Raw genomic sequence first — 22,535 nt, 5'->3', positions numbered from 1 at the left:
GTGACGTAATTGGATAAGAGTTTTGTCTGCTATCAAGATCTGATGGCATTAGGTTTTAAGCAGCACACCGCGCGCAATATTATTAGACAAGCGAAGCAAAGGATGGTACAAAAGGGTTATCCCTTGTATCTCAACCGAAACTTAGGGCGCGTGCCGCGTTCTGTCGTTGAGTCCATTCTCGGGTCACCGATGAATGGAGCTGTTGAGAATGAGTAAAACCAAATATCCAGGCGTATTCATAGACGCCAAAGGTAACTTCTACTATGAAACCGAGTTGGGCACCGATAAGATGAGTGGCAAGCGCGTCCGCAAGAAAGGGCGGAAGGACAGTCAAGGAATGCCATTCAACACTGCGTTTGCGGCGAACAAGGAACTTACGCGGGTGAAGCGTGAATATCATGAGGCGCATGGGTTTACGAACTTTCGCATGACCTACTGCCAGTTCATGAAAGACGCGTATATCCCAGCATACAAAACCGACGTGGAGGAAAGCACCTTCGCTGTCCGTAATCGCAGCTTTGATATCTGTATCGCCCGCTTTGGCGACCAGCTGTTGCGCGATATCGATATCACCGACGTGCAGAACTTCCGCACGTGGCTGCTCACGGATGAAAAAGACGGCGGTGCGGGCTACTCGCAAGGCTATGCTGGTTTGGTATTCGGCTGCTTCCGCAAGTCCCTTGACCATGCGGTGCAGATGCAGTACCTGTCCAGCAATGTGTCGAAGCGGGTCAAGGCGATCCCTAAGGCCAAAAGCAGCGTGCCGTTCTGGACGAAAGCTGAGTTTGAACAAGTCATCGCGCAAATCTGCATTGATGACATTTACGGTCACCTGAACTTCGTGATGTTGTGGCTGTACTTCCTGACTGGCGTGCGCGTCAACGAAGGCACGGCGCTGTGGTGGCGAGATGTTGATCTCGCCAAGAAGCAGCTACACGTTGACCACATGCTGGTGATGAAGAACCGGCATGACTGGGAGCGCCACGACTACACGAAGACAGACAGCGGCAAGCGCATCTTGACGCTCGACGATGACACCGTGGCAATTCTACGGCGCTGGCGGGAGGTACAGACGAGTTTCGGGCTGGGTGGGATTGATGATTTCATCATGACCTACGACGGCCTGCCGATGACCAAGTCCACGATCTCACGGATTATTCACCGCTACGCCAAGTTGGCGCAGGTGCACCCAGTCGAAGGCAAAGGGCTGCGCCACAGTCACGCGTCGTATCTCATCAATGAGTTCAACGTCTCGGTGCTGGTGTTGTCCAAGCGCTTAGGGCATTCGTCTCCTGAGATCACGCTGAAGCACTACTCACACTTGTGGGGCGGGCTTGATGCGGACATCGCCGAACAGATCGCAGGCAACATCACGATCAAGACGGCGGGTCAGAATCAGGTGCGATTCGTGGGGAATCAGGCGGTGAAGTACGATCAATTAAGCCCCGCCAAACTCCCCGCCAAAACGGCAGTTGAAGCATAGAAAACCAGTAGTGACGCAGGTTAGCGCTGCTGAAGATACCCTCGAATGGGAATAATGTGCAGGTGGCACTTGAGATGAAAAGCCTGATTTAACGGCGTTTTCGATTGAGTGAAACGAGTTGAAATAGGTAGAATTCAAGTGGTTCCCTGCCAAAATCCTGCCAAGACATGAAGAGCCAGTCCGGAGAAATTTGGACTGGCTTTGTTGCGCAAATATAAAAGCAGTAGATTCGCCTGACCTGTGGTGTGCGATTAGGATAGCTAATCATCTAACAAGTTGCATTAACTTAAAGGAGCCCTTATGAAATTTAAGCGTAGATACCAAATATTTGTGTCTTCAACTTTTCAGGATTTAAATGATGAGCGTGTCGAGGTTGTTATGTCAATATTAAAGTCAGGACACATTCCGGTTGGAATGGAATTGTTTACCGGAACAGGCAAGCAGCAAGAAATCATCGCAAGAACAATTGAAGAATCTGATATGGTCGTATTGATCATTGGGATGAGATATGGAAGCCTGATTGAAAATTCTGAAATTAGTTATACAGAATGGGAGTATCAACAAGCGCTCGCTTCGGGAAAGCCGGTCATTGTTCTTTCATTGTCAGATCAATTTCTTGCGATGAAGTTGCGTGATGATGATTTCGTATTGGGAAACGCTCAGATGGCTGATCCTAAATATAAACAATTCAAGCAAAAGGTCTTGAGTGAAAATTGGGTGGAGATAATTGAAAATATTGATCAAATTGATGGAAGATTATCCCATTCAATTGATTCTGTGATTAACGATTACGGCTCTAGCTTGATTGGATGGGTATCGGGTCAAGTTATTACCGAATTGGAGTCAAGGAATCGCTCTGTTTCTGAACTCACTGAACAAAAATCTGCTTCGGAGCGGCGTGCAATTCGTCTAGAGAAACAAGTTCAGCATGCGCAAAATGATGATAAGCTTTCTTCTGAGGATATTGCCGACATTTCCACAAGGTTAAAGCAGCGTGCGAGTGAATTAGAAAAGAAACGACCTGCGGAAAACGCAATTGCCTTGATTGGAACAATGCTAAAGGATTATCTCGATAAGTTGATTGTGAATGGTGTGGATACCAAGCGCTTGAACATTTCGACAGGTGCAGTACTCAATACTTCAACGCCACAGGCATATCTAAAGCTAGAAGATCATATGCTTGCATTTATTTATAAAGATTATCAGACAATACGCGTTAGGGATGTGGTTTTAGGAGGAAAACCACGAATTAAAGAGGATGCCTTAAACATCCTAGATGCGAATAATCCAAAATTTATCAGTTCTCAGTTTAATTTAGAGATATCTGAGGAGCTAATTAACAAGTATATGGACGATTTCATAACTCATTTAGATGAATAACTGGATTAGTAAAATATGGTAAACCAGAAATGCTAGATGTATGTGGGCCTGAGTCCTGAAGCCATCGTACTAGGGCCTGAGCACTCCGGGCATCCGCCGTGCCAGACTCCTTGCCTTGTATGCTTTGCGCGTATGGATTGCCGTTTCCATTTGGGTTCAGCATCTTATAGTACACAAGAAATTTTCACAACGGTCGGGCGTTGTGGCTCTTCAAGGTGTCGTGAAGCACTTGGTAGGTCTCACACGCCGTGGCAACCGAGGTTTGATGGTGAAAGCTACATTCAAAGCACTTTATCCGTGATGTTTCGTTCAGACCGCGCATGTAGTTGACATTTGTCACGTCGATGCTATTTTGTGGACTAGCTGCGACAGATGCCTAAGAATCCGATAGGTCCGGACCGTTTTTGAGGAAAACTTGACATTTTCTGAAAACAACCGATATAATAACCCTTGGTTAAGTCACAAGCTCATGTCAATTCGACATGAGAGATCAGAATCGTAGTCATCCGGTCGCCATTCCGGATTACTGCTCGCCCGAGTGCAGACTCGGATTCGGCCTTTAGGGGCCGATTTTTTTTGCTCTCGGTTGTGCTTCGGCCGAATCTGGGGGCAGCATTCCCAGCTTGAATACATACCCAAAATTGGAGGATTTATATTTTGCAAACAGAGCAATCTCAAGTCACGCCACGGACCTTACTGGCCATCTTCGGCACCACTGGCCTGGCCTTTTGCGGGGTCTTGGTTGAGACGTCGATGAACGTCACGTTCCCAACCCTGATTCAACAGTTTCATACCTCGATGAACGCGGTCCAGTGGGTCACGACCGCGTACCTGCTCGCGGTTGCGGCCACCATGGTCATCGCCGGGTACGTTCAGTCTCGCTTCACCGCGCGCAGCATCATCGTGACCGCCGGCGCGGCGTTTGCCATCGGGGGGGTGTTATGCGCGGTGGCGACCAACTTGCCGGTCATGCTGCTCGGACGGATCATTCAGGCGGTCGGCACCGGCTGCGCGATGCCACTGGTGTTCGCCTTGATCATGCTCCAGATTCCGCAGCGCAAGCAGGGGATGTTCAACGGTCTGGCCGGCATGGTGATCGCCCTAGCGCCGTCGCTCGGCCCCACTTACGGCGGCAGCATTGTTCAGTTCACCACCTGGCGGCTGATTTTCATCATCACCGTCCCGGTTGGCGTCATCGCGTGCTTGATTGCCGCCAAAAATGTGACGCAGCCTTATCCCGTCCAAAAATCCAAGTTCGCCCTTGATCAGTTCGCGCTGATCCTGGTCGCGCTGATTGCCCTGACCCTGGCCGCCAACACGCTGGGCACGGCCGGCCCGGCCAGCGTCAGCTTCATCGCGGCGCTGATCGTCGCCGTGCTCGCCTTCGCCGGCTTCATCATCCGGTCGCTGAAATCTGAGCACCCGATCCTGCAGGTGACCATCTTCAAGAACCACTTTTTCGCCCTTGCGATTACCATCTACTTCTTGATTCAGTTCGGTCGGATTGGCTTCACGTTCCTGCTGCCCAACTTTGCCCAGCTGACGTTGGGGGCCAACTCGATGGTTGCCGGCGCAATGCTGCTGGTCGGTAGCATCGTGTCCGCAATCATTTCGCCGCTGGCAGGGCGCTTGATGGATTCGATCGGCATCAAGCACCTGGTGCGCACCGGGAGTGTGCTGCTGGTCATTGCCACGCTGTGCTTCAGCCTGCTGGCCAGCCGGCTGACGGTCGGGCTGATCACGGGGATTTTCACGGTTTACCTGGTCGGTTTTTCGCTGATGTTCAACACGTTGCTCACGTTCGGCTTGCAGCAGCTGGCACCGATGCAGATGGGGGACGGTAACGCGGCCTACAACACGCTGCAGCAGTACTCCGGGTCGCTGGGCACCGCCATCATGGCCGCGCTGCTTGCGACCGGCGCGCGGTTTGCGCCGCACGCCAACACCGTGCACCAGACGCTGCAAGGCGCCAAGCTTGGCTTCTACTTCATGACCGCGATCATGGTGATCGTCTTGGTCCTGAGCTGGATTGTCACGAGCAAAAAGCCAGCCGCTACCGAAGAAGAAGATATCAATCTCATGAATTAAGCGGGAGACCCCGGGTGCAGGACGTTTGAGCTGACTTGCCGATGCGGCGTCGCAGAACTCCGCGAAAAATCGCGTGCACCGCGCCGACTCCGACGCAATCGGCGTCACCCGTACTGCAAAACTCGCTCCGCCACCCGTAATTGGGTGGCTTTTTTGTACTCGGGGCGTCGTAACGAGAGACGCAGGAACGCCACGCACTTCATCCGTTCATTGATAGCAGGGGGGATAGGCACATAGCTGTGCGAATCACGTTGCGATGTCGACCGGGCGTCGGCCTTGTGCATGGTTGCGGTGATTAGTGAAAATATTGGCCCAACCACGGCACAATTCCAAGCCACAAAAATGGCTTGCACTCAGCACAACACCGAAGGCAAGCCATGGTCGTTCAGTTCATACGGTCATCGGGCTGTTACTTGTGATTCCAGTAATCTGGGTTCAGACCGATGATTGCCACTGTAAAACTGCGGTGCATCAAGTACGGCGCCTTTTACCCATCGTCCCGATCACAAGCGAGACAATGAAGACCAGAATCACGGCGCCGATGATTGCCGGCAAGATGGCCATGCCGCCAACAACCGGGCCCCAAGTCCCAAGTAGCTTGGTGCCAATCCAAGCCCCCAGCAACCCGGCGACAATATTGCCAATCCAGCCACCGGGCATGTCGCGCCCAACAATCAGCTGGCCGATTGCGCCGATCACGGCGCCGACGATTAGTACCCAAATGAGGTGTAACACGTCCGCATCTCCTTTCATTTGCGAGCAACTACCGCTAAGCATGCCGCAATCACCAGCCAGCACAGGCGGCGTCATTAAAAAAGTGATTACGGCATACTCAATTCAAGCATAACGAAATGCGAGAGTGGGCGTCAAAACTTAGCCTGTTGCGGGTACTAACTCCCACGGCCGGACACGCAGCTACGCCTTAGCGCAGGACGAAGCGCCGCACCGCGTAGGTCACGACGAAGCTGAGCACGAGTCCGCCCGCCAGCGTCGGTAGGAGATCGACGCCGAGCAGCTGCGGCCCGTAACTGACGAGGTAGGTGCCAGAGTAGCTACCCAGCGCCCCAAAGACCAGGTCCAGGCCCAAGACCGCGAGGCTTCGGCCGTGGATCAAGCTATCGATGACATAAACCAAGGCCCCCATGATCAGGCCGATGATAACTGCAGTAATGATTGACAACATGGTTGACTCCTCCTTAATGTGCGTGACGGGTGGGCATTTCGACGGCGCGGCGCGAGCGCTTGTGCCGGTACCAATACGTCCCAAGGCCACAGGTTGCTATAACAAGCGTGATAAGTTTCAATTCAGTCATTGTGGCCCACCTCAATGCATCAGCTGAAAGGCCTGCTGGCAGCTGTCCGCCGCCGCGTCGTAGGTCTGAGTCAGGACCGGGGCAAGTTTTGCGATCCGACGGCTTTTGGCCCAGTTATAGCTCAGGTAGGCCAGCCCCCAGCCGGCAAATCCCGGCACCGCCAGGATGATCGAGAGAATCAAGAAACCGCCGAGGTAGGCGAACACCGACCCGGCCATAAAGGCGGTGCCGAGCAGGCCGACGCCCAAGGCCACCATCGTCGGAATCGACGTCTTGCTGCCTTCCATCAGCGCCGCTGACGCCATCTCCTGCTCGAATTGTTTCTGCAGGCGGTTCAGGGCCGCCTTCTCCGGCAGGCTGCGGTCGCGCTTGAGCTTCAAGGTGACAGTGTTTTTGCCGAGGTCCGGCGTCCGATCGGTGACGGTCCAGCCGAAGTTCGCGTAGCCGTCGAGGTATGCGTTTTGCATGGCCTTGGGGATGCGCTGTTCCAGGTATTCGTAAGCGATGAAGTTGGTGTCTGTCATTTGAATGTCTCCCTTGGTTGATTTAACAAGATCAGTATATAAAGCCACTGTTGGCGAAATGTTCACGAGATGTTGCCGAGATGTTAAAGCTGTTTTTGAGGCAAAAAAATACTGGCAACTGCCAGTATTGCTCAGCGCGGAAGCGTGATGGTGAAGGTGCTGCCTTGAGCGACCGCACTGGCGACCTGAATCTGCCCGTGAACGAGCCTCAGGATCTGGGCGACCATGGCCAGACCAAGCCCGTTGCCCATGGCCTTGTGCGATGAGTCGCCCTGGAAGAATTTTTGAAACATGTGGGCCTGGGTGCGTTCGTCCATGCCGACACCGGAATCGGCGATGCTGACGGTGACGTGGTTGGCGTGCTCGCTGGCGGTTAACGTGATGCGGCCGTGATCCGGGGTGAACTTGATGGCGTTGGCCAGCAGGTTATTCCAGACGACTTTGAGCAGCTCCGGGTCCCCAATCATCGCCAGGCGTTCGGGCATGGCCACGGCGAGGTCCAAGTGGTGCGCCTCAATCAGCGAATCGCTGGCGAAAATCACCTGGGTCAGCTGCTCAACGAGGTCAAAGGCCTCGCGCTTTGGTTCAGTGACCTGGGTTTCGAGCTTGTTCAGCCGCAAAATGTTGGAAACCAGGTCGGCCAGATCGGTCGCGGCGGTGTCGATCGTGTGCAAATACGCGCGGCGCGTCGCTTCGTCGACGTCTTCGCGCTGTAAGGTCTCGGTGTAGCCTTTGATGATGGCCAGTGGGCGCTTGAACTCGTGAGACACGTTGGCAACAAAATCGCCCCGCAGCGTTTCAATCGAGTTGAGTTCCGCCACCATCGTGTTGAAGTTGGCGAACATCGCGTCGAGGTAGTCGTAGTGCGCCGGCCGATGAATCGGCTGGAGGTACACCGAGTAGTCGCCACCGGCAACCTTTTCGGCGGCGGCACTCAACTGCCTCAGTGGTTTGTCGAATCTGCGGTATTTCTGCCATGCCGTCAGGGCCGCCAGGAGCAGCGCGACGAGTAGGCAGTACAGCAGGTACCAGCCGGCGTAAGGCGAGAAGACGTCTCGCCAATCCCTTGAGTAGGCGAGACCGGGCACCGCGGCGAGGCCGCCGAAGCCGAGAAACAGGCCGGTCATGGCCAACCAGGAGAAACGGGTCGTGTGTGTGATGAAAGTCGCCCTGCGCTTAGTCATTGATCAAGACGCCCTTGTAGCCCAGGCCGTGCACGGTTTTAATGGCAAAACCATCCGCCTGAGCGAATTTCTCGCGCAGCTTCGTGATGTAGACATCGACCGACCGCAAGCTGGTGTCGTGGTCGAGAGCCCAGAACTCGTTGATCAGCTCGGGGCGTGAGAAGGCGTGGTTCGGATAGGTGAGAAACTTCGTCAGCAGGTTGAACTCACGCACGGTGAGGGCGACTTCCTCCCCGTTCAGGGCGGCGACGCGACTGTCGGCATCAAGTGTCACGTTGCCGGCTGTCAGCACGTTGGTTCTGCCGATGTTGGCACGACGCAGCAGGGCGCGGACGCGCAGCTTCACTTCGTCGAGCTGCACGGGCTTGATCATGTAATCGTCGATGCCGACGTTGAACCCTTTTTCCTTGGAGGCGATGTCGTCACGGGCGGTGATGAACAGAATCGGAATCGCGGGGTCCGTCCGCCGAACGGTGGCGGCGAAGGTGTAGCCGTCAGTCTCGGGCATCATGATGTCCGAGACAATCAGGTCAAAATGCTGGTCGTACATGAGATTGTAAGCCGCATTGGCGCTGGTCGCCCCTTGCGCTTGGTAGCCGGCCTGGCCCAGGGTGCGTGTCAGGATTGCATTGAACTGGTCGTCGTCTTCGACCACTAAGATTTTTTGCATCATTGCTCCCTTTCTTGTCCCGATAGATCACGGTGCGTCGCGACAATCGTGATCCACAGCCCGACAATCACGACGACCACGCTGATGGCCATGCCGAACAGGCCGGTGGCCGCGTTGGCCTGAGGACTGTGCTGGTAGGTCAGCAAGGCGTATTGGGTCAGCACAATGGCCGTCATGCCGTCGGCGACGCTGTAAGCCTTCAGTAGCGTGATCAGAGGGCTCAGCAGGTGTCTTGAGCGCACCAGGCCGACGGTGGCCGAGGTCAGCTTGGTGAAGCCGATCATCGCGACGATCAGCGCCGCGTTGAGGTTGAACCGCTGATCGTAGCCGTGCGCGTACATCACGTAGCAGAAACTGCCGAAGGTGATGCCGATCAGGCAGTACCCGATTCCGCCAAGCGTTAAGAAGGCCTGCTCGGCGTGAATCTTCGCCTTAATCGGTGCGTCTTTGACGCGAATGCGACGGTAGCGCCACAGGGTGGTGCTCTTGACCGCCAGCAGCACCACGTAGTAAGTCCCGAAAATCAGCAGCCAGCTCGAGGTAAACAGCAGGCCCATCACCAGCTTGGTGAGCGCCATGATCAACCCGACCGGGATGCCGAGCGCGGCGTACATGGCGATGCGGTCGCGGCGATGGTCGAGCTGAAAGGGCAGGTGAAGCCGTTTGATGATGGCATTAAGCATGGGGGGCCTCCGGTTGATGATGAAAGTGCGTGCGTCTCGCCTGATTTTCGGCCGATGCGTCAGTCGCTCGGCACCGGTGAAGCCTGGAAGAACAGTCGCCGGCAGCACGTCGAGGAAGGACCTGAGTCGTGCGGACCCAAAGACGTGGTGTGTCGGCGGCCCGCCGCAATCATGGGCTGTCTCGATTGTGAGCGTGCGAGGTTAGGATAATGTTGCTGAGATGTTGCCGAAATGTTAATGCGCCGGGGCCGGTTTCGTCGCCGCAGCGATCACGGCAATGATGACTAAGACCACCGCAACCACGCTCAGGGCGATGAAGGCCGCGTTGATTCCGGCATAGGTCGTCGCCCCGTGGCCGAGCTGGCTCATCAGGCTGGTGGCGCCGACCATGCTGATGGCGCCGGCAATGGTGCGCAGGGTGGTGATGATGGCGGAACCGTCAGCCGTCAGGTGCGCCGACAGTGCGGCCAGCCCCCAAGACACCAGCGGCATCATCAAGGTCGCGACCGCAAGCATCCGAACCGCGTAGACGAGAACAATGTACCACACTGCGGTGGTGGCGGACACCGTGGTCAGGCCGACGCAGCTCAGGGTTAAGGCCGCGCTGCCGATGATCAACAGCGGCTTCATGCCGATGCGATCATACAGCTTGCCGGCAACCGGTGACCACAGCAGCATGACCAGCGATCCCGGCAGCGTGATCAGACCGCTCGTCGTCGCGGTCATCCCGCGCAGGCTCTGCAGGTAGATGGGCAGGAGCAGCGAACCCGCCATCATCACGGCATAAAGCAGCATGCTGGCGATTAGCGCTAGGACAAAGGGGCGATTGGCCAGGGGACGCAGGCTCAAGAAGGGAACCTCGGCCCTGAGCTGCCGGCGAACGAACAGGCCGAGGCTGATGGCGGCGGCAACCAGCAGGCCGATGGCAAAGCTTGGCGCCACGGTGAGCTGATCGAGGCCTAGGGTGAGCCCCCCGAAGCCAATCGCGGAGAGGGCAAAGGACACCCAGTCCAGCCGCGCGGTGTCGGCCGCGGAAATGTTTTTGGCGGCGAGCAGGGCGAACCCGAGCGTGAGCAGGGTCAAACCGGCGCCGCCAAAGAAGATGGCCCGATAACCGAAGGCATCGGACACGTACCCGGCCAGCGTCGGGGCGATAATCGGAACGCCGCCGACGACCAGCCCGTAGATGCCCATGTACGTGCCCGTTTTGGCGCGCGGGAACAGCGCCAGAATCGCGACTTGTGTGATGGAGACGAAGATCCCCGAGGCCAACGCCTGCAGGACCCGGCCAATCAGCATGACGGCCAGGCTGGTCGCCAGCCCGGAAATCACCAGGCCGACCGTGAAAAGGCTGAGGCCGCCGATCACGACCTGGCGGGTCGAGAACCGCCGCAGCAGAAACGGGGTGACCGGAATCATGATGCCCATCGCCAGGGTGAAGGCACTGGTGAGCCATTGCCCGGCGGTGGCGTTGACGTGCAAGCCGACCATGATGGCCGGCAGCACGGTGGTCATCGCGGTCTGCATCAGCGAACTGGCGACGCAGCTGAGAAGTAAGACAACGAACAGGCGATTGGCCTGCGATTTTGTGAGAGTGGACATGGGCGGCTCCTTCATTGATTAGTTAAACATTCGTTGAGATTATGATATGCTAGCGGTGCGTCCGGCACCACCGTCATTACACGGACGAATGTCTTATTAATGGGAGCGAACATGGCGAATACCAAGAATAATCAGCGGTACCAAGACCCCGAGACCAAGATCAAGCAGGCCTACCTACACCTGATTGCCCAAGAACCCGACCGGCGCGTCAAGGTCATTGACTTGTGTCAGACCGCTGCCATCAACCGGGCGACGTTTTACGCCCACTATTACGATGTCGATGCGGTCGCCGAGGCGATTCAGCAGGCCATGATGGGGGAGTTAGTGGATGCCCTGCAAGCGGCGGACCTGCAGCAGGTGTTCACCGAAGTGTTGAGGCTGATTAAGTCGCAGCGGACCTTCTTCTATCACGTTTTTGTCACGGCGCGGTCCGCCAAGAGCATTGATGTGCTCCAGACGCTGGCGCCGAGAATCGAAGCCGCCCGCGCAAGGAGCAAGTCGCGGTTATTCGACTATCAGCTGGCCTTCTTCAACGGTGGCCTAGCGTCCCTGTTCCAGCAGTGGCTGGAGCAGGACTGCCGGACGCCGATTCCGGTCTTGGTCGACCTGCTGCTGAGTAAGGTGAGCGGCTTTGAGGCGTGAGGGCGCAACTGCTGGCAGTTAATGCCTGGCCTCCAGTGACGCGCTGGCGTCACCAGCCACCAATGATGCGAGAAATGTTGGCTCCCAGCAACGCAACATGACAAAACAAGCCTCAAGCTATCGAACAGACGATGGCTTGGGGCTTGCCGCATGGTTAGGTTTGAGGTCACTAGGTTAGAAGAAGGCCGGAGTGCTTGGGGGTGAGTTCAAAGTTAGTGAGGCCGTAGATGGTATGCACGACGTTTCCGCTGCGCGCCCAGATTAACCGCGTACCCGGGCCTGCATTGCGCAAAGTCAGCGCGGTTCTGAGCAATCCCGCTACGGCATCGGTGACGCGGATGATTGGGGTCAGCGACTCGCACGCCTCAGATGATTGGCTGCTGCGGCTTCAGTTCCCAGACCTGCGCCGTGTGCTGGTCGTCCAGCGGCTCGAGGGTCAGTGCGGCGTTCACCTGGTCGTTGGGGCTGGTCAGGTACAGCGCGGCGTCGGCCAGGCGGATGCGGAATTGGTGCGCCTGCACCTCCTCGAATCGCCAGTGCTGCAGCGCATTGCCGCCGATTGGCATCTGCACCAGCGTTGCCCCGGCCGTGGGGGTGGCGGGGTTGAACGACTTTTGCGTGTACAGGTCTTTGAGCAGGTACTCATCGTTGCCGATGGCGATCATCTGCCAGGTGACGCACTCCCAGTTTTGCGGGAGGTACTGGACGATTGGGGTACCGTCCGCGATGTTAGCCGCCTTGGGCCGCACGACCTTGCCGCTTTCGACGTTTTGAATCATCACCGCGTTGGCGGTCTGGCGCTTGCGCTGCATCGTTTTGTGCAACCGCGGGCCAAAAATCAGTGCGCCTACCGCCACGACGACGAGGTCAGCAATCAGTAGAATGGTAAATGGCATGTTTTTCTCCTCATGTTAGAGCCAGGCGGCCAGGGTGGTCTGGCAGTACTGCCAAAGCGCGGCCCTGTTCTGCGGTGAGTCCTTCTTCGTTGCCGGCTGCTGCTCCCGGCTGTTGCCGAAGTACTTGCCGGTGACACCCGCCACCTCGGGCGATGAGGCGAGGTACACATCCGTGGCGGCGCCGTGTTCGACCGAGAAGTGGCGGCCGATCGGCGGGAACTTGCTGAGCGTGATTGCGGTTTTGTAAATCGCGTTGTTGACGAAGCCCTTGTCGCTCGCCTGGCCGAACTTCGTGGCGACGGTGCCGGGGTGGGCGGCGTTGACCGTGACGTTGGTGATGCCGGCGGCCGAAAGCCACGCCGCCTGCGTCTGAGTGTTCCAGATCAAAAAGCGCTTCGACAGGCCGTAACGCCGCTGCGCGGAGGGCGTGTGCTGCAGATTCAGGTCCGCCATGTCCGGCCTGCCGCTCATCTGGTGCGCCGCGGAAGAGAGGTTGATGATGCGGCCGTCGTCACTCTGGCGCAGGCTGGGCAGCAGCAGCTGATTCAGCAGGAAGGGGGCCATCACGTTCAGGGCCATGGTCACTTCGATGCCCTGCTTGGTCTCGCGGCGCTGGTTATCGAACACGGCGCCGGCGTTGTTGATCAGCACGTCCAAGCGCGGGTAGCGCTGCGTGAATTGCTGCACCATCGCCTTGATGGCCGCGGGGTCCAGCAGGTCGGCAATCAGGTAGTCGATGTTGGGGTTGTGGCTCGCCGCCTTGAGCTCCGCCACCACGTCCTGTGCCTTTTGCGGGTTGCGGCCGTGGACGATCACGTGCATGCCCAGCCCCGCCAATTTCAGTGCGGTCATCTTGCCGATGCCGTCGGTGGCACCGGTGATCAGAACAAGTCTCATTAGCTTTCCTCCCATCGGGTAACTAAACAGTTACTTTTGAACAAAAGATAAAGCGCTACGGCTGTAACGCTTTGACAATCAGTGCGATTGCGCTGTCGATTTCGGCGTCGGTGACGTCGTGATTCTGGTGCCACAGGGTCATCGGCACCGCCAGCATCGCGGCCAGCACCGTCGGCGGAATCTGGCGGATGATGGAGTCCTCATCCAGTAGCCGGTAGAAGTCCAGGAACTCCTGATCGGGTCGCTGCGTGAAGGCGATGGCGTGGGCATCGAGCATCTCGGGGTTCGCCCACATCGCGGAGACGAAGTTGGCCTCGCGGGGAAAGCGGCGCGACTGCTCGACACTGAAGCGCATCAGTAGGTCAATCTGCGCCTTGTGGTCGCCCTGCAGCTTCGCCGATTGCGTCCGCAGTCCGGCGTGGAGCTTCGCCTTCGCCTGCTCGTAAATCCGGCTCAGCATGTCCGTCTTGTCCTGGTAATTGAGGTAAAGCGTGCGCGGGCTGACGCCGGCGGCCTTGGCGACGCTGGCCGTGGTGAGGTTGGTGATGCCGTTTTGCTGGCACAGATCCAGGACCGCGTCGGTGATGGCCTGAATCTTACTTTCATCTTTTGTTCTCATGGGCCAATTGTAACTGAACAGTTACTAATGGTCAAGCCCCCCTGCAATCGCGTGATTCGGGTGACCAGGGGCGGCTGAGTGGCCTGGGCCGGCGTGGTACGGGAAGTGACGTTGCATGACCAATGGGCCTGCTCCGCAGTTGGGAGTAGGCCCGTTCTCGTCATTCCGTCCGCGTGTTCGCGGCCGGAAGTCAGTACACCGGCCGGTCTTCGCCTTGGGTGGCGGGGTCGGCCATGCCGATGCTGTTGTTGGCCGCAAAGCCCGGATCGGCGACGATGCGCAGCACGACGTCGGCGACGCTTTGGCGGGACCCGGACACGCCGACGTAAGGCTCGCTGCGGCTGGTGACGGTGTACCTCACCTCTGGCCGGTCGTTGAGCCACGGCAGGCGCAGGGTCGTGTAGGTCAGGCCGGAGTCGGCCAGCAGCTGGTCGGAGCGCTGGGCGGCGGCAAGGCCGGCGCGGACCTGCACCAGGTTCCAGCGGCCGAACTCGCCGGGCACTTCGTTGTACAGGCCCAAGATATTGGTGAAAATGACCCGCGCAACGTGGTGTTGCTGCATGGCGCCGATCACGTTTTTGGTCATCGCGTTGTCGCGGTCGTGATCGACCACCGCAACGAAGACCAGGTCCTGGCCGGCCACCGCGGCGGCGACGGATTGCGGACTTTCGAGATCGACATCCAGCAGGTGGACGCGCGGGTTCCTCGAGAGCGCCGCCAACCGCTCCGGACGGCGCAGCCCCAGGGTCAGCTGCACGTCTGCGAATTTGGATTCGTTCAGGATTCGGTGCTCAACAATCCGGGCAATCTGCCCATTGGCGGCTAAAATCAATAGTTTCATTGCGACGCTCCTTACTTGCGATTGATGCCAAGACTGTCGCGGCTGCCCAGTTCGGGGTCGTGGGCGAGCCGCATCACCAGGTCGGCGATGCTGGCCCGCGCGACGTCGTGGCCGCCGAACGGTTCGCCCTTGTGGGTCACCTGGTAGGCGGTGCTGCCGTTGTCGAACCAGCCGGGGCGAATCACCGTGTAGTTCAGGTCCGAGGCCTCGATGATGTCGGCGGCCCGGCGGTAGGGTGCCAGCACCGGATTGTGGTCGAGGTTGCCGTCGGTACCGATGCGAGCGGGAATCTCGTTGTAGATGCCCATCGAGCTGATGAACAGCAGGCGTTCAACGCCGGCCTCGGTCATGCCGGCGACCAGAGCCTGTGCCATCCGCGGCAGGTCGCCGCTCAGCGCCGCAAAAACGACCTGTTGGCCTTGCAAGGCTTTTTGCAGCGCGCCTGGGTCGGTGACGCTGCCTTCAATCACGCGTTCGCGGGTCGCATCAAGGCTGCGCAGGCGCTGGGTGTGCCGGGCCATCAAGGTCAGCTGGTCGGTCGTGTTTTGCAGTAAGTAGTTGCGGGTGGCCTGGCCGATCGAGCCGGTTGCGCCGATGATTAAAATGTTGGTCATTATGAATGCTCCTTTGGTGTGTGGTCTGGGATTAAAGTGAGTTCTTGCCGTGACGCGTAAAGCAGGCGCATGGCGTCGTCATCGTGCAGCCGGCTGAGATCGGCGGGCGACCCGAGCCGGATCGCGTCCAGCTGGCGGATATCCGCGGCCCAGCCCCTAAGCTGCTTTGTCCGGCCGCTGACGCCTGACGCCGCCAGAACCTGAATCAGCCGGTCGGTGTCAGAACGCGACCAGGGTTGCCCGATACTGGCCAAAATGGCGGCGAAGGTAGCGTGCAGTTGCCCTAGGTCGATGCGCCCGCGGTCTGTGAGGTAGCGGCTGAAGCGGCTCAGGCCGTCGTCGGCACTGTTGTCGAGGGGGTCTTGGCCGAAGTCGTGGAGGTAGGCCGCCAGCAGTAGGAGATTCACGTCGCGCGGGGCCAGGGGTTTGAGCGCCGCCAGGTAGAGCGTGAGGTACCCCAGCCGCATGGCGTGCGCGGCGCCGTAGTGGGCGGCGCCGCGGTCGAGCTGTGCGCCCAAGAGTGCGTCGAGGACCGCAATCAGGCGGCTGCCCGCCGCGCTAGGTCGCGGCGCCATGAGGCCAATTGCCTCGAGCGTCAGCTGCGGCTCGATCGTCGCCACGACGCTGCAATCGGTTTGATCATCCGGCGACTCATGGCAGATCAGCAGCTTGGCCTGATGGTGGCCGTAGAGATAGCGCACGATTGGGGCAGAATCTCGCGTCCAGTCGCGCAGGTAGTCGCCGTCGACACCGACGACGGCGTAGTAGACCAACGGGTTGGTCATGGTGATCACCTCCGGTTACGCGGTTAGTGGGCGCGGCGTTCGCCCGGGAGAACCAAGAAGATTGCGGCCAGCAGCGCCAGGAACAGGAGGGCGGAACCGGTCAGAATCGCGTGTTGAAAACCGGTCACGGCGTCGCGCGCCAGCCCCTCGACGGCAACCAAGATCGACAGGCCGATCGAGCCCCCAATCTGGTGCATCACATTGACGACCCCGCTGGCGGCGCCGGCGTCTGCCCCGAGGGTGTTGGCGACCCCGGCGGCAGTGAACGGACTCAGCGCCAGGCCTTGCCCGACCCCAATCACCACCATCGGCAGGGCGATGCCTAACCAGTACCCCGTGGCCGGGGCGAAGCGGCTGATCCAGAACATGCCGGCGAAGGTGAGAAAAATGCCGATGATCAGCAGGCCACCGTTGCCGAGTTTTTCCGTCAGGCGCGCCACCTGCAGGGCGACGACGAAGTTCACGATGGTCAGCGGGAAAAAGGCGATGCCGGCCATCAGCGGGGTGAAGCCGAGCTGACTTTGCATCAGCTGCGGCGTGATGAACCAAAAGCCAAGCATCGCACCCATATAAAGGAAGCGGCCGAGGTAGGCGCCGACGCGTTGGCGATCGGCGAACAGCCGCAGCGGCATGATCGGCTGGCCGGTGTGGGCCTCCTGCGCGATGAAGATGCCCAACAAGACGATGGCGGCAATCAGGGTGTACAGCTGGCCCACGCTGCCGACGATGCTGTAGACCAGGGCAATCATGCCGAACAGCGACGTGAAGGTGCCGATCCAGTCGAGCTTGCCCGCCTGGGTCGGGTCCTTGCGCAGGTGGCGAATTGAGAGATAAAACATCCACGCGGCGATCGGCACGTTGATGAAGAACCCGACGCGCCAGGTCAAAAGGCTGGCGAAAACGCCGCCGATCACCAGGCTGACGGAGGCGCCGATGCCGGCCATCGCGCCGTAGTAGCCGATGGCGCGGACGCGCTTGCTGCCGGTGTAGGTGTCCATCAGGATCGCCAGGGTCGTCGGGGCGAGGATCGCGCTGCCGATGCGCTGGAAGGCGCGGGCGGCGATGATGACCGCGGCCGAATTCGCGGCTCCAACTAGGAACGAGCCGAGGCCGAAGATGATCAGGCCGATCTGAAAAACGCGCCGCCGGCCGAACAGGTCACCGGCGCGCCCGCCGACCAGCAAGAAACCGCCGAAAGTCAGTGAGTAGGCGGAAGACACCCAAGACAGCGTGCTTTGGTTCAGGTGCAGGTCCTGGGCGATTTTGACGGTGCCGGTGAAGATAATCGAGTTGTCTAGGAGAATCATGAAGTAACTGAACAGGATCACCAGTAAGATCCAGTCGAAGCGTTTGTGCTGTTGCATGGGTGTGCCTCCGTTTTCGTTGATGACCTTAGCTTAAGGGTTACAGCTGGTGGAGGCGCAAGGCTTTTTCAGAAAAAACTTTCAGGCCCGGCCCAGCGGCCTTTCGCCGCGGCAGGCGCCGCGCCGACGGCAGTTGGGCGAAGGCACGGCCGCCTTCGCGCGGTTGAAATGCCGTTGCGTCGCGGGTTCGTCTTACTGTAATTAGGGCTTGCCTTACAGTGGGGCTAAGGGGGTATGATAGCCCCAGAGATTCCTGAAAGGAGTTATCACCATGACTTACACAGTCCAAGAAGTTGCCAAGAAGATGGGCCTGACCACATACACGGTGCGCTACTACCACGACCACGGCCTGCTGCCTTACGTGAAGCGCGACGAGAACAACAACCGCGTGTTCGACGACGTGGACCTCGAGTGGGTGCACCTGATCACCTGCCTGCGCCAGACGGGGATGCCGCTGGAAAGCATCAAGCACTACTTCGATCTGGTGATCGAGGGCCAAAGCACCGTGCCGGAGCGCTACCAGATCATGCTGAAGCAGCAGCAGCGCACGCTTGACGAAATCGCCGAGCTGAACCACCACCTCGAAACCATCAACAAGAAGGTCGCGCACTACGCCGACGTGTTGATCAACGCCAAGCCCGACACCTACGAACCGTCTAACGTTGCCGCCGTTCCCGACGGTGACCCGGACATGGCGACCAAGGCCTGAACCCAAAACACGCGCCTACCATCAGCGGTAAGCGCGTGTTTGCATTTACCCGTTTTCAGGAAGTAGGCCGGTGCCAAGGCCGACAGGAAATCGTTGGCGTCAGTGCCGCCTCACTGGCTGACGATGAGCAGCGACTTGATGGCCTTGCGCTGATCCATCGCGTCGTAGGCCTGCTGGACGTCTGCGAGGGCGAAGCGCTGGGTGAACACGTGGCCGGGGTGGATCTCGCCGCGCAACACCGCGTCAAGCAAAACGCTGCGGTCGTAGGTGGTCACCGAGGCAATCCCGCCGCGCAGGCCGACGTTGGTCCAAAACGGGGCGGCGTTGGCGTTGGTGGCCTCCTGCGGCACGCCGACCCGGCCGACGATCGCACCGGGCCGCGCGACTTTGATCGCAGTGTCGACGGACAGGGCCGTGCCGACGCATTCGAGCACCGCATCGGCGCCGCCGTCGGTCAGCGCCAGCACCTTGGCCACGGCTTCATCGCCGCGTTCCGCGATGATGTCCGTGGCGCCGAACTCGCGCGCCAGTGCCTGGCGGTCGGCGTGGCGGCTCATGGCGATGATGCGCTTGGCCCCCATCAGCTTGGCAGCAATCACGCCGCACAGGCCGACGGCACCGTCGCCCATCACCACCACGGGTCACCGGGGTGGACCTCGGCGCTGGCCGCGGCGTGGTAGCCGGTGGCCATCACATCGGACAGCGCCAGCAGGTCGTTGAGTTGCTCGTCGGTGTAGTCTGCCGGCTGGCCGGGGATTTTCACCAGCGACCAGTTCGCTTCGGTGAAGCGCACGTACTCACCCTGGAACCCGCTGGAGCCGTGTTCCGTCGCGTTCAGGCAGTTGCCCTCGAACCCGGCGCGGCAGGCGGCGCAGTGGCCGCAGCCGTGGGTGAACGGCAGGATGACGAAGTCGCCGGCCGCCACGTTGTTGACCGCCGCGCCGACGGCCTCAACCACGCCGATGGCCTCGTGGCCGACGACGCTTCCGGCCTCGCGCTTGGCCAGGCCGCGGAACCACCAGAGGTCCGAGCCGCAGACACAGGCGCGGACGATTCTGATGATCGCGTCGGTCGGCTTTTGAATCTCCGGCATGGCGAAGTCACGGACGGCGACTTTGCCTGGTGCTACAAATACAGCTGTTTTCATTGTCATGTCTCCTTTAGAGTTGGTCTAACCATTGTTGAATCTGCGGCGCGGAGTCCGAGATGCTGGACCCCGATAGCCCCAATCCCGTTGCGAGCGGCCGCGCGCCGGCCGCCTGCCTGAACGCCGCCTCGTAGTCGCCGGCGGTGCCGGCGTGCGTGTAAAACGGGGCGAGCACCGCCGGACCGGTGTCGGCGGTCGCCAGAAAACTCAGCACCGGCGTGGCCGGCGCCCCCGACCAGACGGGTCCACCGACCAGAATCAGGTCGTAGCGGGCAAGCTCGGGCAGCGGCCGGCTGAGTGGGGGAAGCTCGCCGGTGGCCAGCTGTGCCTTGGCGATGTCCGAGGTCTCGTACATGTCCGTCGAAAAGGTGTCGGCGGGCACCTGAATCTCGTACGTGTCCGCCTGGGTGAGCTGCCGAATCTTGTTGGCCAGGGCGGCGGTGTGGCCGGACCATGAGTAGTAAACAATCAGTGTTTTGGACATCAGTGCCTCCTTAGTCACGGTGACGTCGCAATGCGCGGTTGAATCACGCAAGCCGATCACCGTATCCTTGCGGTGGGCTGCCGGGGGACGCGCACTGCCGCCGCTAAGATGTTAAGACTAGCATAGTGCCTTACAGTTGGTGTAAGGCAAGGCCAAATTCGATTTTTTTCGTGCGCACACCAAAATCGCCAGCAGGGGTGAGCCCTGCTGGCGATTCGACGTGTCGGCGACGCTTGGCTGACGGTGCGAAAGCACGTTAATCGACAATCAGGTACGACTTGATTGCCTCACGCCGGTCCATCGCCTCGTAGGCCGCCTGGACGTCGTCGAGCTTGAAGCTCTTCGTGAAGATCTTCCCCGGATGAATCTCGCCCTTGAGCACGGCATCCAGCAGTAGCTTTTTGTCGTAGGTGGTCACCGAGGCCGGGCCGCCGGCGATGGTGGTATTGCGGAAGAAAAGCGGGGTCAGATCCATCTTCGGGTTGTGGGGAACCCCAACGCGGCCAATCGTGGCGCCCGGACGGCCGACCTTGACGGCGGTGTCCACGGACTGTTCCGTGCCGACGCACTCAAGCACGGCGTCGGCGCCAACGCCCTGGGTCAAGGCCATCACCTTCACGACCCCGTCGTCGCCGCGTTCCGCAACGACGTCCGTGGCGCCGAATTCGATGGCCAGCTTTTGGCGGTCGGCGTGGCGGCTCATGATGATGATGCGCTTGGCCCCGCGCATCTGGGCCGCAATCACGCCGCACAGTCCGACGGCGCCGTCGCCGACAACGACAACGGTGTCGCCCGGCTTGACGTTCGCGGTGCGGGCGGCGTGGTAGCCGGTCGCCATGACATCGGCCAGGGAGAGCAGGGACTTCAGCATCTCCTCGCTGTAATCTTCAGGCTTGCCGGGCACCTTGATCAGGGACCATTCCCCGTGCTGGTAGCGCATGTACTCCGCCTGCGCCCCGTTGCTGAAGTTGTCCTCATGGCTGAGGCAGCCCCCTTCAAAACCGGCGCGGCAGGCGGCACAGTGACCGCAGCCGTGGGTGAACGGCGCGATCACGAAGTCGCCGGGGACCAGCGTGGTGATGGCGTCGCCCACGGTGTCAACGACGCCGATCGCCTCGTGACCGCTGTTTTGGGCGTGCGCGGCCATGTCGTCCTGGCCACGGAAGCCCCAGAGATCGGAGCCGCAGACGCAGGCGCGCAGGACGTGAATGATGACGTCATCTGGGAATTGAATGCTGGGCTTGGCGACGTTTTCGATGGCCACCTGGCCGGGTTGGATAAAAATTGTGTCCTTCATGCTGAAAACCTCCATTGTATTGTGATGGTTACATCCAGGCCGGCTTGTCGCCGTCGGTGTTGGGCTTGTTCAGGCCGATGCTGTCGTTGGGGTACAGGGTTGGGTCCTTAATCAGGCGCACGACGAAATCGGCCACGCTTTGCCGGGAGACCTCCGTGCCCCTGAATGGGTCGTCGGCACTGGTGGTTTCGTAGTCGATTTCGTCCCGGTCGGTCAGCCAAGCGGGGCGAATCTGCGTCGCATTGAGCGCGGGATGCGCCGCCAGAATCTTGGCGGATTCGCGGAACCCCGGCAGGTAGGCGGCAATCGCCTGCTCATTCCATGCGCCGAACTTGCCGGGCACCTCGTGAAGGGCACCGAGGGCACTGTAAAAAATCAGGCGGGCGACGCCGGCCGCGCTCATGGCGGCCACCAGCGCGTTGGTGGTGCTGGCCAGCGCAGTCCCGCCGAGGTTGGCGTACACGAGGTCGATGCCGACCATCGCGGCGGTCAGCGCGGGAACATCAGTCGCATCGCCCTCGATGACGGTCACCCGCGCGTTGCCGGCGTACCGCGCCAGGCGCCGGGCGTTGCGCAGGTACAGCACCAGGGTGTCGGTGGTTTCCCTCAACAGCCGTTCGGTGACGATTCTTGCGGTGGCGCCGTTCGCCCCGACAATCAAAATATGTGCCATTCAACACACTCCTTTTTTGTCCTTAATCATGCGTCATTGCGCCTTTTGAATGGTGCGAATGACCTTCGCGGGGACGCCGGCGACCACGGTGTTGGCCGGCACGTCCTTCGTGACGACCGCGCCGGCCCCGACAATCGCGTTCTCGCCGATGGTCACCCCCGGCAGCACCGTCACGTTGGCGCCGAGCCATGCGCCGCGCTTGATGCGAACGGCCTTCAGCACCAGGTCGCGGCGATGGGCCGGGTCTTCGTTGTGGCCGACTGAGATCAACATGGCCCGGGGCCCAATCAAGGCGTGGTCTTCAATGTAGAGGCCGCCGAGGTCGACGAAGAAGCAATCCCGATTGATGAAGACGTGTCGGCCGATGAACGTGTGCGCGCCGAAGTCGGTCTGAAACGGCGGGTTGATCACCGAATCCTGGGCCAGCGGCGCCGCGAAAAGCTGACTGAGTAATTCGCGCCGCGCCGCCTCGCTTTGTGACTGGTTGAACGCGAGGAGGGCGCGGCTGGCGCGGGCGACGATTGCGTCGATCTGGCGCGGCGTGTCGCCTTGCCACTGCACCGCGCCGAAGTCGATTAGCTCTGGTAACGGAATTGTCATTGATGGGCCTCCTTGTTGGTGACAGTCATGAGTATAACTG

Annotated in this window: 24 protein-coding genes and 1 pseudogene; 6 read left to right on the top strand and 19 right to left on the bottom strand. The window is 59.6% G+C overall.

Features of this window, described 5'->3' with window-relative positions; genetic code table 11:
- The first annotated feature begins 9 nt into the window (after positions 1 to 9).
- The 4 genes from LE416_RS06725 (at position 10) to LE416_RS06710 (ending at position 4,951) form a co-directional block, all read left to right on the top strand.
- On the top strand, positions 10 to 216 hold the full coding sequence (locus tag LE416_RS06725; RefSeq protein WP_033572650.1) for a DUF3173 domain-containing protein: 207 nt from the start codon (positions 10 to 12) through the stop codon (positions 214 to 216).
- Entirely contained in the window at positions 209 to 1,483 is a 1,275-nt protein-coding gene (locus LE416_RS06720; RefSeq protein WP_225047692.1) for a tyrosine-type recombinase/integrase, read from the top strand. Before LE416_RS06725 ends, LE416_RS06720 begins: the two co-directional genes overlap by 8 nt.
- Positions 1,484 to 1,783: 300 nt before the next feature.
- Positions 1,784 to 2,863, top strand: coding sequence for a DUF4062 domain-containing protein (locus tag LE416_RS06715; RefSeq protein WP_225047691.1), 1,080 nt, complete (start codon positions 1,784 to 1,786; stop codon positions 2,861 to 2,863).
- Positions 2,864 to 3,520: 657 nt separating this feature from the next.
- Entirely contained in the window at positions 3,521 to 4,951 is a 1,431-nt protein-coding gene (locus tag LE416_RS06710; protein ID WP_225047690.1) for a DHA2 family efflux MFS transporter permease subunit, read from the top strand.
- Between the two features lie 471 nt (positions 4,952 to 5,422).
- Here LE416_RS06710 and LE416_RS06705 read toward each other — a convergent pair whose 3' ends face one another.
- The 7 genes from LE416_RS06705 to LE416_RS06675 form a co-directional block, all read right to left on the bottom strand.
- Positions 5,423 to 5,686 carry a GlsB/YeaQ/YmgE family stress response membrane protein gene (locus tag LE416_RS06705; protein ID WP_225047689.1) on the bottom strand — a complete coding sequence of 88 codons (264 nt, stop codon included), beginning with the start codon at positions 5,684 to 5,686 and terminating at the stop codon, positions 5,423 to 5,425.
- Positions 5,687 to 5,873: 187 nt separating this feature from the next.
- A complete protein-coding gene (locus LE416_RS06700) occupies positions 5,874 to 6,134 on the bottom strand; it encodes a hypothetical protein (protein ID WP_225047688.1) in 261 nt (86 codons plus the stop codon).
- A 141-nt stretch (positions 6,135 to 6,275) separates the two neighbouring features.
- Positions 6,276 to 6,788 (bottom strand): hypothetical protein, encoded by a 513-nt coding sequence (locus LE416_RS06695; protein WP_225047687.1) that lies wholly within the window; start codon positions 6,786 to 6,788, stop codon positions 6,276 to 6,278.
- Between the two features lie 131 nt (positions 6,789 to 6,919).
- A complete protein-coding gene (locus tag LE416_RS06690) occupies positions 6,920 to 7,972 on the bottom strand; it encodes a HAMP domain-containing sensor histidine kinase (protein WP_225047686.1) in 1,053 nt (350 codons plus the stop codon).
- Positions 7,965 to 8,642, bottom strand: a complete 678-nt coding sequence (locus tag LE416_RS06685) for a response regulator transcription factor (protein WP_225047685.1) — start codon at positions 8,640 to 8,642, stop codon at positions 7,965 to 7,967. Before LE416_RS06685 ends, LE416_RS06690 begins: the two co-directional genes overlap by 8 nt.
- Positions 8,642 to 9,325, bottom strand: coding sequence for a hypothetical protein (locus LE416_RS06680; protein ID WP_225047684.1), 684 nt, complete (start codon positions 9,323 to 9,325; stop codon positions 8,642 to 8,644). The genes LE416_RS06685 and LE416_RS06680 overlap by 1 nt, the downstream gene beginning before the upstream one ends.
- A gap of 234 nt (positions 9,326 to 9,559) precedes the next feature.
- Positions 9,560 to 10,927, bottom strand: coding sequence for a DHA2 family efflux MFS transporter permease subunit (locus tag LE416_RS06675; RefSeq protein WP_225047683.1), 1,368 nt, complete (start codon positions 10,925 to 10,927; stop codon positions 9,560 to 9,562).
- 111 nt (positions 10,928 to 11,038) lie between these two features.
- Here LE416_RS06675 and LE416_RS06670 point away from each other — a divergent pair, with 111 nt between their 5' ends.
- On the top strand, positions 11,039 to 11,569 hold the full coding sequence (locus LE416_RS06670) for a TetR/AcrR family transcriptional regulator (protein WP_225047682.1): 531 nt from the start codon (positions 11,039 to 11,041) through the stop codon (positions 11,567 to 11,569).
- 365 nt (positions 11,570 to 11,934) lie between these two features.
- Here the strand turns inward: LE416_RS06670 and LE416_RS06665 are convergent, their stop codons facing one another.
- The 7 genes from LE416_RS06665 to LE416_RS06635 all read right to left on the bottom strand — a co-directional run bounded on the left by LE416_RS06665 (position 11,935) and on the right by LE416_RS06635 (position 17,585).
- Positions 11,935 to 12,465, bottom strand: coding sequence for an RICIN domain-containing protein (locus LE416_RS06665; RefSeq protein ID WP_225047681.1), 531 nt, complete (start codon positions 12,463 to 12,465; stop codon positions 11,935 to 11,937).
- Between the two features lie 15 nt (positions 12,466 to 12,480).
- A complete protein-coding gene (locus LE416_RS06660) occupies positions 12,481 to 13,362 on the bottom strand; it encodes an SDR family NAD(P)-dependent oxidoreductase (protein ID WP_225047680.1) in 882 nt (293 codons plus the stop codon).
- A 55-nt stretch (positions 13,363 to 13,417) separates the two neighbouring features.
- Positions 13,418 to 13,981 carry a TetR/AcrR family transcriptional regulator gene (locus LE416_RS06655; RefSeq protein ID WP_225047679.1) on the bottom strand — a complete coding sequence of 188 codons (564 nt, stop codon included), beginning with the start codon at positions 13,979 to 13,981 and terminating at the stop codon, positions 13,418 to 13,420.
- A gap of 190 nt (positions 13,982 to 14,171) precedes the next feature.
- A complete protein-coding gene (locus tag LE416_RS06650; RefSeq protein WP_225047678.1) occupies positions 14,172 to 14,822 on the bottom strand; it encodes an NAD(P)H-binding protein in 651 nt (216 codons plus the stop codon).
- A gap of 11 nt (positions 14,823 to 14,833) precedes the next feature.
- Positions 14,834 to 15,436 carry an NAD(P)H-binding protein gene (locus tag LE416_RS06645; protein WP_225047677.1) on the bottom strand — a complete coding sequence of 201 codons (603 nt, stop codon included), beginning with the start codon at positions 15,434 to 15,436 and terminating at the stop codon, positions 14,834 to 14,836.
- On the bottom strand, positions 15,436 to 16,221 hold the full coding sequence (locus LE416_RS06640) for a hypothetical protein (RefSeq protein ID WP_225047676.1): 786 nt from the start codon (positions 16,219 to 16,221) through the stop codon (positions 15,436 to 15,438). The genes LE416_RS06645 and LE416_RS06640 overlap by 1 nt, the downstream gene beginning before the upstream one ends.
- Positions 16,222 to 16,244: 23 nt before the next feature.
- A complete protein-coding gene (locus LE416_RS06635) occupies positions 16,245 to 17,585 on the bottom strand; it encodes an MFS transporter (RefSeq protein WP_225047675.1) in 1,341 nt (446 codons plus the stop codon).
- Positions 17,586 to 17,856: 271 nt separating this feature from the next.
- Between LE416_RS06635 and LE416_RS06630 the strand changes: the two genes are divergently transcribed.
- Entirely contained in the window at positions 17,857 to 18,294 is a 438-nt protein-coding gene (locus tag LE416_RS06630; RefSeq protein WP_225047674.1) for a MerR family transcriptional regulator, read from the top strand.
- A 110-nt stretch (positions 18,295 to 18,404) separates the two neighbouring features.
- Here LE416_RS06630 and LE416_RS06625 read toward each other — a convergent pair.
- The 5 genes and pseudogenes from LE416_RS06625 to LE416_RS06605 all read right to left on the bottom strand — a co-directional run bounded on the left by LE416_RS06625 (position 18,405) and on the right by LE416_RS06605 (position 22,495).
- A pseudogene (locus tag LE416_RS06625) lies at positions 18,405 to 19,441 on the bottom strand (zinc-dependent alcohol dehydrogenase family protein).
- Positions 19,442 to 19,454: 13 nt separating this feature from the next.
- Positions 19,455 to 19,925, bottom strand: a complete 471-nt coding sequence (locus LE416_RS06620; RefSeq protein WP_225047673.1) for a flavodoxin family protein — start codon at positions 19,923 to 19,925, stop codon at positions 19,455 to 19,457.
- A gap of 256 nt (positions 19,926 to 20,181) precedes the next feature.
- Positions 20,182 to 21,222 (bottom strand): zinc-binding dehydrogenase, encoded by a 1,041-nt coding sequence (locus LE416_RS06615; RefSeq protein WP_225047672.1) that lies wholly within the window; start codon positions 21,220 to 21,222, stop codon positions 20,182 to 20,184.
- Positions 21,223 to 21,250: 28 nt separating this feature from the next.
- On the bottom strand, positions 21,251 to 21,895 hold the full coding sequence (locus tag LE416_RS06610; RefSeq protein WP_225047671.1) for an NAD(P)H-binding protein: 645 nt from the start codon (positions 21,893 to 21,895) through the stop codon (positions 21,251 to 21,253).
- Positions 21,896 to 21,928: 33 nt separating this feature from the next.
- On the bottom strand, positions 21,929 to 22,495 hold the full coding sequence (locus LE416_RS06605) for a sugar O-acetyltransferase (protein WP_225047670.1): 567 nt from the start codon (positions 22,493 to 22,495) through the stop codon (positions 21,929 to 21,931).
- Between the last annotated feature and the right edge of the window lie 40 nt (positions 22,496 to 22,535).

This window comes from Lacticaseibacillus kribbianus, from assembly GCF_020180945.1.
GTDB classification, from domain to species: Bacteria; Bacillota; Bacilli; order Lactobacillales; family Lactobacillaceae; genus Lacticaseibacillus; species Lacticaseibacillus kribbianus.
This window is presented reverse-complemented; position numbering and strand designations above follow the sequence as displayed.

Coding starts and splice junctions, on each gene's coding strand:
- LE416_RS06645 (WP_225047677.1), bottom strand. CDS start 15,436: ATGACCAACATTTTAATCATCGGCGCAACCGGCTCGATCGGCCAGGCC.
- LE416_RS06700 (WP_225047688.1), bottom strand. CDS start 6,134: ATGTTGTCAATCATTACTGCAGTTATCATCGGCCTGATCATGGGGGCC.
- LE416_RS06615 (WP_225047672.1), bottom strand. CDS start 21,222: ATGAAGGACACAATTTTTATCCAACCCGGCCAGGTGGCCATCGAAAAC.
- LE416_RS06695 (WP_225047687.1), bottom strand. CDS start 6,788: ATGACAGACACCAACTTCATCGCTTACGAATACCTGGAACAGCGCATC.
- LE416_RS06650 (WP_225047678.1), bottom strand. CDS start 14,822: ATGAAACTATTGATTTTAGCCGCCAATGGGCAGATTGCCCGGATTGTT.
- LE416_RS06605 (WP_225047670.1), bottom strand. CDS start 22,495: ATGACAATTCCGTTACCAGAGCTAATCGACTTCGGCGCGGTGCAGTGG.
- LE416_RS06675 (WP_225047683.1), bottom strand. CDS start 10,927: ATGTCCACTCTCACAAAATCGCAGGCCAATCGCCTGTTCGTTGTCTTA.
- LE416_RS06715 (WP_225047691.1), top strand. CDS start 1,784: ATGAAATTTAAGCGTAGATACCAAATATTTGTGTCTTCAACTTTTCAG.
- LE416_RS06685 (WP_225047685.1), bottom strand. CDS start 8,642: ATGCAAAAAATCTTAGTGGTCGAAGACGACGACCAGTTCAATGCAATC.
- LE416_RS06630 (WP_225047674.1), top strand. CDS start 17,857: ATGACTTACACAGTCCAAGAAGTTGCCAAGAAGATGGGCCTGACCACA.
- LE416_RS06690 (WP_225047686.1), bottom strand. CDS start 7,972: ATGACTAAGCGCAGGGCGACTTTCATCACACACACGACCCGTTTCTCC.
- LE416_RS06680 (WP_225047684.1), bottom strand. CDS start 9,325: ATGCTTAATGCCATCATCAAACGGCTTCACCTGCCCTTTCAGCTCGAC.
- LE416_RS06635 (WP_225047675.1), bottom strand. CDS start 17,585: ATGCAACAGCACAAACGCTTCGACTGGATCTTACTGGTGATCCTGTTC.
- LE416_RS06670 (WP_225047682.1), top strand. CDS start 11,039: ATGGCGAATACCAAGAATAATCAGCGGTACCAAGACCCCGAGACCAAG.
- LE416_RS06640 (WP_225047676.1), bottom strand. CDS start 16,221: ATGACCAACCCGTTGGTCTACTACGCCGTCGTCGGTGTCGACGGCGAC.
- LE416_RS06610 (WP_225047671.1), bottom strand. CDS start 21,895: ATGGCACATATTTTGATTGTCGGGGCGAACGGCGCCACCGCAAGAATC.
- LE416_RS06720 (WP_225047692.1), top strand. CDS start 209: ATGAGTAAAACCAAATATCCAGGCGTATTCATAGACGCCAAAGGTAAC.
- LE416_RS06620 (WP_225047673.1), bottom strand. CDS start 19,925: ATGTCCAAAACACTGATTGTTTACTACTCATGGTCCGGCCACACCGCC.
- LE416_RS06660 (WP_225047680.1), bottom strand. CDS start 13,362: ATGAGACTTGTTCTGATCACCGGTGCCACCGACGGCATCGGCAAGATG.
- LE416_RS06655 (WP_225047679.1), bottom strand. CDS start 13,981: ATGAGAACAAAAGATGAAAGTAAGATTCAGGCCATCACCGACGCGGTC.
- LE416_RS06665 (WP_225047681.1), bottom strand. CDS start 12,465: ATGCCATTTACCATTCTACTGATTGCTGACCTCGTCGTCGTGGCGGTA.